Source organism: Acinetobacter wanghuae (genome assembly GCF_009557235.1).
Classification (GTDB): Bacteria; Pseudomonadota; Gammaproteobacteria; order Pseudomonadales; family Moraxellaceae; genus Acinetobacter; species Acinetobacter wanghuae.
Map to the genome: position 1 here is coordinate 1,167,788 of NZ_CP045650.1, position 15,368 is coordinate 1,183,155.

Here is a 15,368-nt window from a genome sequence, read left to right on the forward strand (position 1 = left end):
TGACTTGTGAGACGGCTAATTGATGATTTAAAAAAAGGAGGCACTATTTGAACTTTGAACGTTTCCCCTGAACGTATCTTTCAAAGCCAAATAGGCCAAGCTGAAATGTTTGAGCTGTCTTCTTGTTATTATTGAAATTGATTTTAAAGCATTCACTTTGCTTGCCTATCCCTAGAAATAGGTATTTTCCTAACCCGAATCCTGTTTAAGCCGATGACTCCATAATTTGAATTGTTGGCTTATTTTTATGGATCAGTTGATATGCACACAAGGACGCGTAAATCCCTCCTAGAAATCCATGAACACTACGTGCTTTGCTTGTCACTAAATTGTACTGACCTTTCAATAAACTGAATAAAGTCTCTATCTTATTACGCTGTTTTAAGTGATATTTATCTGACTCAGAAAGTTGTGTAGCCTGCATATTTTTTCGATGATAGGTAATTAAATCAATGCCTTGCTCTTTTAATCTAATCTTCAGTTCTTGACTAATATAGCCACGATCTCCATACAACTTTGCTTCCACCTCTTTAACGAGTCTCTCAACCATTTTTATGTCAGCAACATGTCCATTCGATAAAGCAGAACAAGCAATTTCACCAAATTGGTTCATTGCAATGTGCAATTTACAGCCATAAAACCAGCCCATTGAACTTTTACCACGAGATGCAATTTTAGCTAAAGATTTATGGCGTTGAATACGTTGATTTTTACAAACTGGCAGAGTTGTTGAATCAATCCATAAATATTGTGTACCTTGGTCTTTCATCAGCACCACATGTAAAGCGTGTAGAGCCAATTGGTGCATATTGATCAGATGAATCATCCTTTGATAGCAAGGCAAATACTTAAATAAATGGTTTTTATCTTCTTTTAACCAAATGAAAAATGCTTTGAAATTATTGAAATGAGAACATTTGTACCAAATAGCGATAAAACAGATTTCTGAAATGGTTAAATGAGCAGTTCTGATTCTTAAGGAACGATTACTTTGCTTAAGAAAATTCCAGTAGGTTGCTTCAAATTTAAGAAAGAAATCATCAATTAAGCAAAATAATTCGGTACTATTAAACATCGGGACTAGAGTTTTAAGTTTTGTGTGGTAACTCAACTGATGGCTCTAGTCCTTCTATTTTTCAAGTTAATTTCTTATCCGCGATTCGGGTTTTCCTAATCAATTCCGCCATGTATAAATAAAAAATTAAAAAAAGTTACTTTGAGTAAGCCAGATCTCTCCACAAAATCAGAGTCATTACTCAAAGTAACTGTTAGAGGGCGAAACAGATCGAGGGCGTCTCATTCTGAGTCGCTCTTATTAAACTCAATATTGAGGGCGAGGTATATCCCTAGAATTGGTGATTTTGCAGCCAAATGAGGATAATTTCTTAAAATGATTTTATTGTGAAAACAGTAGTAAATGATACAGATCTATAGCAAGAAGTCGATGATTCAGTGAAGGTTATGGCTATAATAGGACATTGATATTTTTTTGATGACAGTTATGCGCGGTTTATACTTAATTACCAATGACGATCCTATTGAAGTCTTGCTTGCAAAATTAGAAGGTGCGATGGCAAATGGCGGTGTCGCTGTTTTGCAATATCGCCGTAAAAAAGTGGCAAAAGAAGATCAAGCTTACGAAATCGAATATATGCGCGACATGTGCGCACAATACAAAGTGCCGTTTGTGATTAATGATGATTTAGAAACAGCGGTTAAATATGGCGTAGGTGTGCATTTGGGACAAAATGATGGCTCAATTGTTGATGCTGTTGCACGGTTACCAAAAAATGTCTTGATTGGTCGTAGCTGCAATAACTCCATTGAACTTGCTGAACAAGCCATTCGTGATGGTGCAAATTATGTTGCCTTTGGCGCAATCTATGCGACAAACAGCAAACCTGAAGCAGGCAATATTGGTTTAGATACTTTAAAAGCCGCACAAGGTAAATTTAATGTGCCTGTATGTGCGATTGGTGGTTTGACCGTTGAAAATGCAAAAGAAGTCATCGCATCAGGTGCGGATATGTGTGCGGTGATTAGTGATGTACTCGCGCGCCCCATGCACGGTATTCCTGAGCGCTTAGATGAATGGTCTGAGCTTTTCCAAGCGACTGTATAACTTATTTTCCAAAATTTAATTTTTGAGTTGAGAGCAACGATGAGCTTATCTCCAAAGCAAGAACAATTGTTTAAACAAGCCAATAAACATATTCCAGGTGGCGTCAATTCTCCTGTACGTGCCTTCAACGGTGTTGGCGGAACCCCTGTGTTTATTGAAAAAGCACAAGGTGCATATCTATTTGATGTGGATGGCAAACGCTATGTCGATTATGTCGGTTCATGGGGACCGATGATTTTGGGTCATGCGCATCCTGCCATTATTAAAGCGGTTCAAGATGCTGCCGTAGATGGTTTAAGTTTTGGTGCGCCAACGGTACATGAAACCACACTTGCAGACATTATCTGCGACATCATGCCGTCAATTGAATTGGTGCGTATGACCAACTCAGGTACAGAAGCCACCATGACTGCGATTCGCTTAGCACGTGGTTATACTGGTCGTGACAAGATCGTAAAATTTGAAGGTTGCTACCACGGTCACTCAGATTCATTGTTGGTCAAAGCGGGTTCAGGTTTGCTTACCAAAGGTGAGGGTGAAGCGACATCTGCGGGTGTGCCTGCTGATTTTGCAAAACATACCTTAACGCTTCCATACAACGACATTGAAACTTTAAAAGAATGCTTTGCGAAATTTGGTTCTGAAATTGCAGGGGTGATTGTTGAACCTGTTGCAGGTAACATGAATTTGGTTAAACCAATTGATGGTTTCTTACAAGCGATTCGTGATGTCTGTGATGAACATGGTTCAGTGTTTATCATTGATGAAGTGATGACTGGTTTCCGTGTTGGTCTTGGCGGTGCACAGGCGCATTATGGCGTTACTCCTGATTTAACCACGTTGGGTAAAATCATTGGTGCAGGCTTACCGGTAGGTGCATTTGGTGGTAAGCGTGAAGTGATGGAATGTATTGCACCGCTCGGTAATGTTTATCAAGCAGGCACATTGTCAGGTAATCCATTGGCTATGCGTGCCGGTATCGAGATGTTTAAGCATCTACGTGCGGAAGGTTTCTATGAAAACCTCACTGCTAAACTTGCGACTTTGCTCGCAGGTTTAGAAGCTGCAGCGCGCGATGCAGGTGTAGCATTTAAGACTCAACAAGTCGGCGGTATGTTTGGTATTTACTTTACTGATCAAGATGACATTGCAAGCTTTGATTCAATGTTGAAGTGTGATGTTGAGGCTTTCCGTAAATTCTTCCACGGTATGCTTAAACGTGGTGTCAACCTTGCACCTTCTGCATTTGAAGCTGGCTTCTTCTCAGCAGCGCATTCGGATGAAGATATTGAATTTACCATTCAAGCTGCGAAAGAGACATTTGCTGAAATGAAAGGTTAATAGACCTCTCCCAAACCCTCTCCTAAAAGGAGAGGGCTTTCATAAATCAAATAGACACTAAAGTTTAAAGATTTTTTACTTTTTCTTGCCTCATATATGGTTCAGGGTTAGGGGTGATTTAATTTTTATTTTTGAGGGGAAATATAAATGCAAACCAAATCATATTTAACGCTTTCAGATGCAGAATTTTTATTAGATACAGCACATCAATATGCGATAGAACATAACTTTAATGTCAGCATTGCTGTCGTCGATGATACAGGCAATTTGCTTGCGATGAAGCGTATGGATGGGGCTTCACCCATGACGGCTAACCTGTGTTTAGAAAAAGCCAAATGTTCTGCGATGAGTCGCCGTCCTTCAAAGTTGTTTGAAGACTTGATTAAAGGCGGTCAAATGGGCTTTTTAACCATGGATTCTTTCGCAGGTATGCTTGAAGGTGGTGAGCCAATCATGTTTGAAGAGCATTTGGTTGGTGCGATGGGTGTATCTGGAGTGAAGTCATTTCAGGATGCAGAGATTGCACAGCAGGCGATTGAGAAGTTTTTAGCTCAGATAAAATGAGTGGATATTAAAGTTAGCTTTAGCTTTTAGGTACGTTTATAAAAAAGAGATCTAGCCATAATCAAATTTGATGTGAAACTTGAAAGATCAATGAAAAAACCAAATTGGGTGTGATTAGTCTTTTTATTCCATGATAAAGCTATGATTAAAAAGAAAATTAAAATAATTAATATAACGTGTATTATGTTAATTTTAGTAAAAATTAATTTTTAAATGCGAAAGAAACAGTGATCGCTCGTAAACACTAGCTCAACTCTTATCTATAGCTATAAAAAATGATTTTTAAGGGGGCTTTATGAATGTCGATTTATTAAATTTACAAATGGTATGTGTTCATGTTGTGAACAGCTACTCTAAGTCTGAAACAGGTTTCGGCTCTTACAAAATTCCAGATATTAGATGCTCAAAACCGTTAATTTATAATGTTAAAAGAAACGATCAACTAGTTTTTTTACAGAGGATGTTAGATTTAAAAATTGATAATAAAGAGATCAATTTATCACTTCCTAATGAGATCGGACTATCATTGAATATATTTACTAAAGCTAGAGATGAAGCTGGAAATCTACTAGAAAAACTTAAAAAAGATATGGAGGAGAATAAAGATTTTTATAATGAAAATGTCTCGTTATTTTATGACTATATTGAAAAAATACAAATAGCATCTGTTTTTTCTTATAAAGCAGTTGAAGCATTTTGCAATGCCACAATCCCTAATGACTTCGTTTATAAAAAAACAAACTCAAAAGGTATTCAAGAAATCTATGAAATTTCTCAAATTGAAAAATGGATACCAACTTCAGAAAAACTCACTGAAATTATTCCAAATATTTTGAATTGTGAATCACCTAAGCAAATCAAGTATTGGCCAATGTTTAAAGAGTTAGAAACCCTTAGAAATGAAATTATTCATTCAAAAAAGAGAAATAGCATTGAAAATACAAAGAAAATGTTATCAAAGAACATATTAGATATTCTTAATTCGAGCATTTATATTCTTAACCACTTTATTCAAAACGATATATCTAATGAGGTTTTTCCATTAGGTTTTTTAGATAACAAGTGGCGAATCTATGAAATTGATGACCCGAAGAAAATTTTTGAGTGGATTCATTGCGCAGAGTGAATTTTAGTGCCTCAGATACTCCTCTTTTGCTTATTTTAGTTTTAACATTTTAGTCTTTATTTGGCTAAATCACCCTATTTTTAAGTATAGCCGCATTAATCAACTCTAGGCATATTTATAACATAATGATGATTAGACGAAATGAATCGTCATTATGTTACAAGCATAAGCTCATGGATAGAACTTACCTTTTAATTTGATCTCAGCTAGCATAGCTCTAATTTCCACATATCAGAAAATCATCTCCCATGCTGTATCCCATGCCTAAAAAAATCCAACTCGCACCCTCCCAAGCGAAATGGCAACTATCAACAACTGACTCAGTTTTAGTATTAGTTGGATTACAAAACCTTCGTGCGGAATCAAGCATTCAAGACTCAGATCTGATGAACAACCTCGTTCAACTGACCAATCGCGCTAAGACTTTAAATATTCCTATTGTAGATTTGTATGGCGATGACCTCATGCAAGGTATGCAACAACTTGGTGAATATGTCTCAACCCATCCACAACTGATGATTGCAGGGCAGATTAGCCCAATGCTGAAACAAATCTTGCCACATATCAGTAGTGTGACGGATCAAATCTGTCTTATTGATGATGCAATTTTAATGGCAAATCAAGAACAACATATTCAATGGATCGATAACAATACCGCACAAGGTATTCATCATATGAATGCTTATAGCCTGATGCGTTTATGGAATCTGAATGCACCATCACATTATATCTTGTCGACCAAAGGCATCATGCTTGCGGTGGCAGAAGCCATTGAAATGGATGCATTAGAAATTGATCCTTACGTGAGTTTAAACAGCTATGGACTCGATTCAGTAGCGATTGTGAGCTTGGTTGGACTATGGCGTGCGCATGGTGCGAATATCAGCTACGAAGATGTCTTAACCCACAACACATTGCATGAATTGGTCAGCCTGATACTGCAATCGGCTGCCTAAATAAGACTATATTGAAAATTTTTTTAGGCAAAATCGGAAATTCCATCGGCATTTACATAAATGTACATTGTAATTATGGCTCAAGCTTTCTATCATTGCCGCCTTGTTTTTCGCGATCAGTCTGGGATTGAACTTTGAGTAATTTTCTAACCGAACATCTGATATATCGTGATGACGACTTTATGGTGGTGCATAAACCAGCAGGGTTGCTCACGGTTCCCGGTAAAACAGAAGATTTACAAGATTGCATGATCAATCGTTTATTGGCAATCGAGCCGAAAACGTTACTGATCCACCGCTTAGATCGTGATACTTCAGGTATTTTGGTGTTTGGCTTAAGCAAAGCAGGTCAAAAATCCATTTCTCGCCAATTCCAAGAACGTCAGACGGATAAAACCTATCAGGCACTTGTGGTGGGTACACTTGAAGGCGGAGGCACAGTCGATGTTCCTGTCATCTACGATCCAAGCCGTCCTCCGCTGCATATTGCAGAACCTACGCATAACAAGCCCGCGCTCACGCATTGGCAAGCCATTGAGCATCTTGAAATTCAAGGTCAGGCTGTAACACGGGTCAAATTGACACCGATTACAGGTCGTTCACATCAGCTTCGCGTCCATATGCAGTACTTAGGTCATCCGATTGTGGGTGATACTTTGTATGCTTCTCCCAAAGACCAAGCCTTGATGCCGCGATTGTGTTTACATGCAGAACGCTTGAGTTTTCAACATCCCATTTCAAATGAGGCTGTGGAATACCATTATTCGGTCCCATTCTAGAAAAACATTTTTGAATCGTCGTGAATTATGCTCACTTTTGGTGGGCTTTGTGTCAAAATATATTGCTTAAAGGTGCGGAATTTTGCTCAAATGAGAAGTTCTTTTTGAGCACGATATTCGCAATCTTATTCTTAAGATAAAGGTGGAAAAATTGCAGCAGTTTGCTATTGGTCAACGTTGGTTATCAGATACAGAAACAGAGCTCGGTTTAGGGGTTCTCATTGATGTAGATGAACGCTCGGTCAGCATTTTATTTCCAAAAAGCGATGAAACCCGTGTGTATGCACGTAACAATGCACCTTTATCTCGTATTGTGTTTAATCCAAAAGACGAATTACAAGATCAAGAAGGCACCAAGTGGATTGTAGAGTCAACTGAAGACCGCAATGGCGTGGTGCGTTATAACGTGATTCGTACCCTAGAAGATGGGACAGAAGAACGTAAAGCGTTAAATGAAACCCGTATTGGGGCAAGCATTCAGCTGTCAAAACCGCTTGATCGTTTAATGGCAAGCCAAGTCGACTACAAAGAATGGTACGACTTACGTATTGAAGCAATGCTCATGCAAGCCAATATGCACAGTAGCCCGCTACGTGGTTTAGTCGGTTCGCGTGTGGGTCTGATTCCACACCAATTGTATATTGCACATGAAGTCGGTCAACGTTTTGCACCGCGTGTATTGCTTGCCGATGAAGTAGGTTTAGGTAAAACCATTGAAGCTGGTTTGATCATGCATCAACAGCTCAAAACCGGTCGTTCAGAACGTATTTTGATTTTGGTACCAGATTCGCTGCAATATCAGTGGATGATTGAAATGCGCCGTCGTTTTAATCTTGAATTCTCACTGTTCGATTTGACTCGTACTGCATCCATTAAAGAACATGATCCAGATTTAAATCCATTCTCAACCGAACAACGCATTATCGCATCTGTTGATTTAATGATTGACCATGATGATTTACGCGATCAAGCCTTAGAAGCCGGCTTCGATTTATTGGTTGTCGACGAAGCGCATCATTTGATGTGGTCTGAAGAAGATGGCGGTAATGATCGTTACGACTTGGTGGAAGAGCTAGCTGAAAAAACACCGGGTGTATTGTTACTCACTGCAACGCCTGAACAGTTGGGTGTGGAATCACACTTTGCCCGTTTACGTTTGCTCGATCCGCAACGCTTTAGCTCGCTGGATCGTTTCTTGGATGAAGAAACGCAATATCAACACACAGCACAAATTGCTGAAGTGTTAATGTCGGATTTACCGCTTGAAGAAGCGCATATTGATGCGATTCAGGTGCTATTGGGTCAACGTATCGAAGATACGCCTGAGCAACGTTTCCGTGCCATTCATGAGCTCTTAGACCGTCATGGTACAGGTCGTATCTTGTTCCGTAACACCCGTGAAGCGATTCAAGGCTTCCCAGGACGTGATTGTCAGCCTGCACCACTTCCTGCACCTGCAAATTGGTCAATGGACGGCAAGCTACGTGAACAAATGTGGCCTGAAGAAGCACAATTAGATGGCGCTTGGATGGAAACAGATCCACGTGTTATGTGGTTGATGGAACGTTTACGTACTGATTTAAAACACAAGAAAGTGTTATTGATTGCGCGTAGTGGTCCTGTGGTTGAAGCTCTAGAAAATGTACTTCGTTTACATGCGGGTGTGCGTACTGCCATGTTCCATGAAGGCATGAGCTTATTGGAACGTGACCAAGCGGCAGCGTATTTCGCTGAAGATTCATATGGCGCACAAATTTTACTCTGTTCTGAAATTGGTTCGGAAGGGCGTAACTTCCAGTTTGCTTCTGATTTAATTTTATTTGACTTACCGTCAAACCCAGATGTGTTAGAGCAACGTATTGGTCGTTTGGACCGTATTGGTCAAGAAAATCGTATTCAGATTCATGTGCCGTATTTAATTGGTACAGCACAAGAACGTATGTTCCGTTGGTATAATGAAGCATTGAATATCTTCGGTAATATTTCACCGACTGCGCAAACTTTGCAAGAAAACTTCATCATGGACTTAAAAGGCTGCTTACTCGCCGATAAAGGTCAAGAATTTGAAGACTTGTTAGAAGCGGTGAGCGTGCAACGTGAAGCTTTAGAGGCTGAATTACAGTCAGGTCGGGATCGTTTGCTTGAATACAATTCTTGTCGTCCAATCGTGGCACAAGAAATTGTCACTGCGCTTGAAGACTATGATGACAATACGACGTTGCCCATGTTTATGAAGCGCTTTATGGCGTCGACGAATATTGATTTTGATGAGCAAAGCAACGGTACGGTGATCATTAAACCAACCGATCAGATGCAAGTTCAAGGTTTAACCCTCGATGAAGAGGGGATGACCGCGACTTTCTATCGAGATCAAGCGCAAATCCGTGAAGATGCACAGTACTTAACCCTTGAGCATCCGTTCACTGAAAGCGTCATGGAAATGATCAATACGCAAGGCTTTGGTAGCACAAACGTAGCACTGTTAAAATCTGCGGCACTGCCTCAAGGCTCGTTGTTACTTGAAGTCTGGTTTAAAGTAGATGTAGTTGCACCGAAAGCATTGAACTTACCGTCAAGCTTGCCACAACAATTGGTTCGCGTGTTGCTCAGTGAAAAAGGTCAGGATTTATCGCAAAAAATTGCACCTGAAATTTTGAAACCGTATTTACATCATTTAGATGGCAATAGCTGCCGCCAAGTGGTGAAAGCACGCCGCGATGTGATTGAAGCGCGTTATCATCAAGCATTAGAGTTGGCACGTGCGGCATTACCAAACTTCAAGCAACAAGCCAAAGAAGTCTATGGTAATAAATTCCAATACGAAATTGACCGTTTAACTTACTTAAAACAGTTCAATCCAAGTATTCGTGAAGATGAAATTGCGCGTTTGCAAAAATTGCAAAAAGAAGGTTTAGGTTTACTCGATGGTTTATCGGTAACACCTGAAGCGATTCAAGTCATGGTGGTGGTGAAACCATAATTTATATCGCATCTTCTTTCAGCCTTTGGGCGAAATAAAAAGAAGGTATGACGTATAAAAGAAGTTCTCTTTCACGCATAAAAAAAGCAGCTTTCGAGCTGCTTTTTTTATTGATAACGTCGTTTGTTAAGCAATAAACTTTTCAAAAGCTTGCCAAATTTTTTCCGCTGCTTTTTTTGCAGCTTGTTCGCCACGTTGCTTGTTGAATTCGGCTTGTTCAATGGCAAGTAACAGTTCTGCTAAACGTTCTTCACTCGCTGCATCTTCAAAATTATCTAAAATAATGTCGAGATAATCATCGTATTCATCATGCAGCTTGGCATTTTTAGCAATGCCTTTTGGGTCCCAGACTTGAATGAGGGCTTGGCGAATATCTTCAATAAACTGATCTGCACGTGGATCTTCACTCATGGCAATGTCCTTAAAATATCATTGTGCTTATGATGCCTGAATTTAAAGATAAATCCATGTGCTTATGACGCATATCGTTTTAAGCAGTCATTTAAAGTGCAGTCTTCAACCGTTATATCGATATTGCATCATCTGATCCTCTTTTTTATGCGCTATAGATGGATGAGCCAAAAAAAGGATGCATAAGCATCCTATTTCAGTATTGGTTGAGGCTATCGAATTTGAGCATGGTCCAAATGTCGAGCACCTTCCAAAATCATGCGAATCATAATCATGGTTTGTTCTGCAATTTCACGACGATCTTCTACAGCCATATCAATCACTTGTGCGCCCATATTAAATACCAGTTGCGTAATGGCTTTGGCTGCAATCTCGGGATGCAATAACTTGCTGTTATTGAGGCGTTCTAAACGAATTAAATCATCACGCAGTTCTTGTTGAAAATAATTCAACTGACGATCAACGGCCTGTTTATAAGAGTTTGAGCCGGTATACCCTTCACGAAGTAATAAACTTAAATTGCCTTCATCCGCATCAAGCTGGGCAATAAACACTTCGACTGAGCTACGAATAATACTGTTTTGTTTTGATGCTTGTAGGCGTGATTCATTTAAAATTTGACGAAGTACAATACCCGCACGATCAATCAGCTCAATGGCAAGTTCATCAATGTCTTTAAAATGACGATAGAAACTGTTTGGCGCAATGCCTGCCTCACGTGCAACTTCACGTAGGCTTAAGGATGCGATACTTTTTTGTGGTCCAATTAAATTCAATGCCGCCTGAAATAATTCTTCTTTGGTAATGGTGGCTTTGCGACCCACACTTCGAACGGTGATCGCTGCTTCCATGTCATTGGTTTCTAATAAAGTGGCATCACTGCTTATTTTCATTGAAGACTCGTTCATCGTGTAATTCGTGCATGACTCAGTTTGATTATAGCTGAGCTGCGGAAGGTTGTGAAATGATTAGAAACAATACAATTGTATATACAAATATATATACAAGTGTATAATAATTAAAAATTCAACGAAATATTTCTGCCGATGAATGCTCCTGCACTACTCAAAACACCGTTCAACGCGCTGACTGACAGCGTTGTGGAAAAGCATACCCTTAATTTCTGGATGCAGAAATTAAACCCTTTATGGTCGATCAATCAGCCTTTAGGTAAGATTGTTCATAAAGAAAATGCAGCTGAAGATACGGTAAGTCTCAAAATTCAAGTCAACCGTTTATTCAAGTTTGGTGAAGCAGGGCAGCATCATCCTGTGTACGTGGTCGTCAATGGGATTCGTTACGAGCGCAGTTATAGTTTGACTCAACTAGATCAGCAACATGTGTTGTTGACCGTTAAAAAAGTCAATGGTGGTAAAGTGAGTACTTGGTTTGCTGAAACAGCAAAATCAGGTGATGTGATTGAGTTTGGTCTGCCTTTTGGTGATATGACCTTGCCACAACAACCGAGCCCAATGGTGTTGCTTGCAGCGGGTAGTGGCATTACCCCAATGTTGAGTTTACTCCATACATTAAGTGCAAAAAAATGATTTTAAACAACCTGTTGTGCTTTGGTACTGGGTGAAGAAAGATCAGGATGCTGCATTTAAAGCGCGTTTTGTAGAACTTGCAGCCAAACATCCAGAATTTTCATTCAAAATTTTTGCAACGCAAGAAGTAACACCTGCTGCACGTTTAAATGAAACTTACTTAGCAGATCTTCAAAATCTGGAACACAGCACCGTGTATGCATGTGGTCCTTCAGGTTTTGTTGCGATTGTTGAACGCTTATTTGCACCGGCAAAAAGCTTACAAACTGAAGCATTCAGTATGAGCCTTGCCGACCAATCAGACATTGGTTTTGTGAATGTTACGCTGACACAATCAAATAAGATTGTCACCATTCCAAAAGGTCAGTCTATTTTGACCAGCTTGGAACAACAAAATATTAAGCCTAAACATGGTTGTCGCATGGGTATTTGTAATAAATGTGCTTGTAACAAAGTTGAAGGTTCAACCAAAAATTTAGTTAATGGCGCACAGAATAAAGAGCCGGGTAATTTGCTCAAAATCTGTGTTAATTCAGCGCAAACTGATTTAGTTATTGACCTATAAGCGAGTTTTTCTATGAATATGCCTATCAAATTCCAATATTTTAAAAATCCTAAAAACCGTGAATTATCAGCATTAGAGCTGGATGAATTAGCACGTGAATTAGATGCGATTAAACAAGAAGTCCTTGATGATTTGGGCGAAAAAGATGCGAAATATATCCGTCGTGTCTATTCTGCCATTCGTTATTCTTCAATCGCCGGTCGTGCGTTATTGTTTGCCGGTTGGTTCCCGCCAGCATGGGTTTTAGGGACGGGTTTACTTGGTTTTGCCAAAATCATGGAAAATATGGAACTCGGTCATAATGTTATGCATGGTCAGTATGACTGGATGAATGATCCAAACATGAACGGTCAAACCTACGAATGGGATATTGTGGGGACATCGGATAACTGGCGTCAAACTCATAACTTTAAACATCATACGTATACCAATATTAAAGGTATGGATGATGATATTGGTTATGGTCTATTACGTTTGTTCCCAGAACAACGCTGGAAACCAGGCTATTTATTACAACCGATCTATGCTGTGCCATTTTGTTTGTTATTCCAATGGGGTGTTGCGATTCAAAACCTTGAACTCGGTAAAATGTTCAAAGGTCGTAAAAGCAAAGAGCAAACCAAAGAAGAATGGAAACCGATGCAACGTAAAATTGGCAAACAATTGTTTAAAGATTATGTGTTCTTCCCATTAATTGCAGGCCCTGCTGCATTGCCTGTACTTGCGGGTAACTGTGTTGCCAATGGACTACGTAATATTTGGACATTTAGTATTATTTTCTGTGGTCACTTCACCAAAGATGTCGAAGTGTTCCCAAAATCTGTACTTGAAAATGAAAGCCGCGGACACTGGTATATGCGTCAAATTCGTGGTTCTTCAAACCTGACAGGTTCGGAGTTCTTCCATATTTTAACGGGTCACTTAAGTCATCAAATTGAGCATCATTTGTACCCAGATATCCCGGCACGTCGTTACCGTCAAATGGGACCAAAAGTACAAGCGGTATGTGAAAAATATGGTTTGAACTACAATAATGCCAGTCTTGTGAAACAGTACGGTAGTGTGATTAAACGTATTGTGAAATACGCTTTCCCATTTAAAAAATAAGTTATTCGATCATAAAAAACCACTTCTATTGAAGTGGTTTTTTAATTTAAATGGGTAAAAAGATTAGAGCTCGGGAAGCTGCGTATCTGTGCCCACCATAAATGCATGCTGAGCAAGACTTAACATGGCTGCATCTTCATGGCTATTGCCATACGCATAAATAAGCGGATATGGATCCACAGGATAATCGTTTAAAACGCGCTGTTTTTTATGCTGCTGACTACAATCAGCAGTGAGATAAGCTCCAGTCAACTGAGCTTGTTGAATCTCAACTTGGCTGCAAATCACCTGAATGCCTAACTGAGTTGCCACTTTATTTAAATAAAGATCAATGGTTGCTGAGACCAGAATGATTTCATGATCACATTGTTGATGCTTGATAAGTTGTTCAAACAGGGCTGGATCTAAATGAGCAATTAATTTTTTGGCATAAGATTCAGCTAAATTGTCTATTTCGGTGAAATGCGTATTTCTAAACATAGCTGAATAAAGCTTCGGACGCATTTTATGCGCGGGATACAGCTTTAAATAATAGCCAATAATCCACGGTAAAACTGAAATGCCACGCTTAATAATATGCATTTTGGGTAAGGCATAGAAAATAAACCCTGTAAAGCTGTCATGCGGATACAGGGTGCCATCAAAATCAAATAAGACTAGAGTTTTAGGTTTCGGATTCTGTGCATGCATGATTCATAGCGACCATTAACACGAGTAGCAAACCAATTGGTGTTGTAATCACGGCTGAGTTTAGGACCCGTAATGACCACTTCAGGCATAATCGCATACATCGGTTCTTTGCCTATTTTTTCTTTATAAAGCTTGGTTAACGCTTTATAGGTCATGGTGTCTTCAAAGTCTTTTTCTTTCTCTTTTTTTAGATCTGCGCGGATTTGACGCTCAGTAATAATAAAATTATTTTTCGCAAAAACACTAATCAGCTCACGTTCGGACTGGCTTTTTTGCGAGCGAATCCCACCATCTTTGGTATACAGCAGCAAATCACCATCTAAATCTAACGCAGTTTCTGTCAAATCATTCAGCATACTTTGAAAAGCGGCATTACGACTTGAATACATCCCCGAGTTATAATCACCGAAACGATAAATCGGTTTTTCATAATCCGCCGGATACATCATCAAACGGTGAATACCATAGTATAAACCGCCATACTGACTATAGAGATCCGTACGCAATTCCGCCATATTGCCACCTTGGCGTTTATGCTCTTTGGCATAACCAATATGCACTTGCATTGAACCCAATGTCGTAATCGGATTTAACTTCTCACCAAAATTTTGACCGACCAATTTTGCTGCACCGGTTAAGGCACTGACATGATATTGCTTGGTCATATAGTCAAAAATTTCACGATATAACTCATCCAATTCACGCTCTGTTTTAACGCGGCGCATTTGGCTTAAATAGTTGTCTTCAGGGCTTGGGTGGTTTTTCAATACATCTTGGAAATAGCCAGCGATGGTTCCACCAATATTTTCGCCTAATTTTTCTTTAAATTTTTCTTCTAATCGATCTTGAACTTCTTTAACTGCTTTAGTGCCTAAACCGGGTACTGCAGGGTCCGCATGGAAATTCGATTCCTGATCGACCACAGCGACAATGGTACAGACATTTTGTTTCGTCTGTGGAATGCCCAATTGTTCCGTAATATCGAAGATATCTTTCGCCCATGAATCGCGTTCACTGACACGCGAAGGAATGGCTTTACGAATTTGTTCTGCATCCATGGTCGGTTCATCAGTCGACCACCACGACCCGTTACCACAACCGGCAAGACTGAGTGAAACTGCGAGTACAGACAGCGATTTAATCGGAAAATGCAGGGCAAAGGTTTTGTTCATGGTATCGA

The 15,368-nt window shown here is 39.5% G+C and carries 13 protein-coding genes and 1 pseudogene; 9 read left to right on the forward strand and 5 right to left on the reverse strand.

Features of this window, described 5'->3' with window-relative positions; all coding sequences use genetic code 11:
- Positions 1–205 precede the first annotated feature (205 nt).
- Complete coding sequence (locus GFH30_RS05360) at positions 206–1,075, reverse strand: IS982 family transposase (RefSeq protein WP_153370362.1); 870 nt, start codon at positions 1,073–1,075, stop codon at positions 206–208.
- 426 nt (positions 1,076–1,501) lie between these two features.
- Here GFH30_RS05360 and thiE point away from each other — a divergent pair, with 426 nt between their 5' ends.
- From thiE to rapA, 7 genes are all read left to right on the forward strand, one after another.
- Entirely contained in the window at positions 1,502–2,122 is a 621-nt protein-coding gene (gene thiE, locus GFH30_RS05365) for a thiamine phosphate synthase (protein ID WP_153371247.1), read from the forward strand.
- A gap of 39 nt (positions 2,123–2,161) precedes the next feature.
- Positions 2,162–3,463: a glutamate-1-semialdehyde 2,1-aminomutase gene (hemL, locus tag GFH30_RS05370; protein WP_153371248.1), complete on the forward strand. Its 1,302-nt coding sequence runs from the start codon at positions 2,162–2,164 to the stop codon at positions 3,461–3,463.
- A 147-nt stretch (positions 3,464–3,610) separates the two neighbouring features.
- Positions 3,611–4,027 carry a GlcG/HbpS family heme-binding protein gene (locus GFH30_RS05375; RefSeq protein WP_153371249.1) on the forward strand — a complete coding sequence of 139 codons (417 nt, stop codon included), beginning with the start codon at positions 3,611–3,613 and terminating at the stop codon, positions 4,025–4,027.
- 295 nt (positions 4,028–4,322) lie between these two features.
- Entirely contained in the window at positions 4,323–5,153 is an 831-nt protein-coding gene (locus tag GFH30_RS05380) for a hypothetical protein (RefSeq protein ID WP_153371250.1), read from the forward strand.
- A 248-nt stretch (positions 5,154–5,401) separates the two neighbouring features.
- Positions 5,402–6,109: a phosphopantetheine-binding protein gene (locus GFH30_RS05385; RefSeq protein WP_153371251.1), complete on the forward strand. Its 708-nt coding sequence runs from the start codon at positions 5,402–5,404 to the stop codon at positions 6,107–6,109.
- Between the two features lie 134 nt (positions 6,110–6,243).
- On the forward strand, positions 6,244–6,888 hold the full coding sequence (locus GFH30_RS05390; RefSeq protein ID WP_153371252.1) for an RluA family pseudouridine synthase: 645 nt from the start codon (positions 6,244–6,246) through the stop codon (positions 6,886–6,888).
- A 142-nt stretch (positions 6,889–7,030) separates the two neighbouring features.
- The gene (gene rapA / locus GFH30_RS05395) at positions 7,031–9,868 is read left to right on the forward strand and encodes an RNA polymerase-associated protein RapA (protein ID WP_153371253.1); all 2,838 of its coding nucleotides are present in this window, start codon (positions 7,031–7,033) and stop codon (positions 9,866–9,868) included.
- A gap of 126 nt (positions 9,869–9,994) precedes the next feature.
- Here rapA and GFH30_RS05400 read toward each other — a convergent pair whose 3' ends face one another.
- Positions 9,995–10,279 (reverse strand): hypothetical protein, encoded by a 285-nt coding sequence (locus GFH30_RS05400; RefSeq protein WP_153371254.1) that lies wholly within the window; start codon positions 10,277–10,279, stop codon positions 9,995–9,997.
- 212 nt (positions 10,280–10,491) lie between these two features.
- On the reverse strand, positions 10,492–11,172 hold the full coding sequence (fabR, locus tag GFH30_RS05405) for an HTH-type transcriptional repressor FabR (RefSeq protein WP_153371255.1): 681 nt from the start codon (positions 11,170–11,172) through the stop codon (positions 10,492–10,494).
- A gap of 153 nt (positions 11,173–11,325) precedes the next feature.
- On the opposite strand from fabR, the pseudogene GFH30_RS05410 reads away from it, so the two are divergent.
- Together GFH30_RS05410 and GFH30_RS05415 are read left to right on the forward strand one after the other, a co-directional pair.
- A pseudogene (locus tag GFH30_RS05410) lies at positions 11,326–12,391 on the forward strand (ferredoxin reductase).
- A gap of 12 nt (positions 12,392–12,403) precedes the next feature.
- Positions 12,404–13,498: a fatty acid desaturase family protein gene (locus tag GFH30_RS05415; RefSeq protein WP_153371256.1), complete on the forward strand. Its 1,095-nt coding sequence runs from the start codon at positions 12,404–12,406 to the stop codon at positions 13,496–13,498.
- A 63-nt stretch (positions 13,499–13,561) separates the two neighbouring features.
- Here GFH30_RS05415 and GFH30_RS05420 read toward each other — a convergent pair whose 3' ends face one another.
- Positions 13,562–14,188, reverse strand: a complete 627-nt coding sequence (locus tag GFH30_RS05420) for an HAD-IB family phosphatase (protein ID WP_153371257.1) — start codon at positions 14,186–14,188, stop codon at positions 13,562–13,564.
- Entirely contained in the window at positions 14,155–15,360 is a 1,206-nt protein-coding gene (locus tag GFH30_RS05425) for a DUF1615 family protein (RefSeq protein WP_153371258.1), read from the reverse strand. Before GFH30_RS05425 ends, GFH30_RS05420 begins: the two co-directional genes overlap by 34 nt.
- Between the last annotated feature and the right edge of the window lie 8 nt (positions 15,361–15,368).

What these genes read in the sequence shown, in the direction of transcription:
- GFH30_RS05420 (WP_153371257.1), bottom strand. Translation starts at nt 14,188, where the DNA reads ATGCATGCACAGAATCCGAAACCTAAAACTCTAGTCTTATTTGATTTT.
- GFH30_RS05385 (WP_153371251.1), top strand. Translation starts at nt 5,402, where the DNA reads ATGCTGTATCCCATGCCTAAAAAAATCCAACTCGCACCCTCCCAAGCG.
- GFH30_RS05400 (WP_153371254.1), bottom strand. Translation starts at nt 10,279, where the DNA reads ATGAGTGAAGATCCACGTGCAGATCAGTTTATTGAAGATATTCGCCAA.
- fabR (WP_153371255.1), bottom strand. Translation starts at nt 11,172, where the DNA reads ATGAAAATAAGCAGTGATGCCACTTTATTAGAAACCAATGACATGGAA.
- GFH30_RS05360 (WP_153370362.1), bottom strand. Translation starts at nt 1,075, where the DNA reads ATGTTTAATAGTACCGAATTATTTTGCTTAATTGATGATTTCTTTCTT.
- GFH30_RS05415 (WP_153371256.1), top strand. Translation starts at nt 12,404, where the DNA reads ATGAATATGCCTATCAAATTCCAATATTTTAAAAATCCTAAAAACCGT.
- GFH30_RS05425 (WP_153371258.1), bottom strand. Translation starts at nt 15,360, where the DNA reads ATGAACAAAACCTTTGCCCTGCATTTTCCGATTAAATCGCTGTCTGTA.
- hemL (WP_153371248.1), top strand. Translation starts at nt 2,162, where the DNA reads ATGAGCTTATCTCCAAAGCAAGAACAATTGTTTAAACAAGCCAATAAA.
- thiE (WP_153371247.1), top strand. Translation starts at nt 1,502, where the DNA reads ATGCGCGGTTTATACTTAATTACCAATGACGATCCTATTGAAGTCTTG.
- GFH30_RS05375 (WP_153371249.1), top strand. Translation starts at nt 3,611, where the DNA reads ATGCAAACCAAATCATATTTAACGCTTTCAGATGCAGAATTTTTATTA.
- GFH30_RS05380 (WP_153371250.1), top strand. Translation starts at nt 4,323, where the DNA reads ATGAATGTCGATTTATTAAATTTACAAATGGTATGTGTTCATGTTGTG.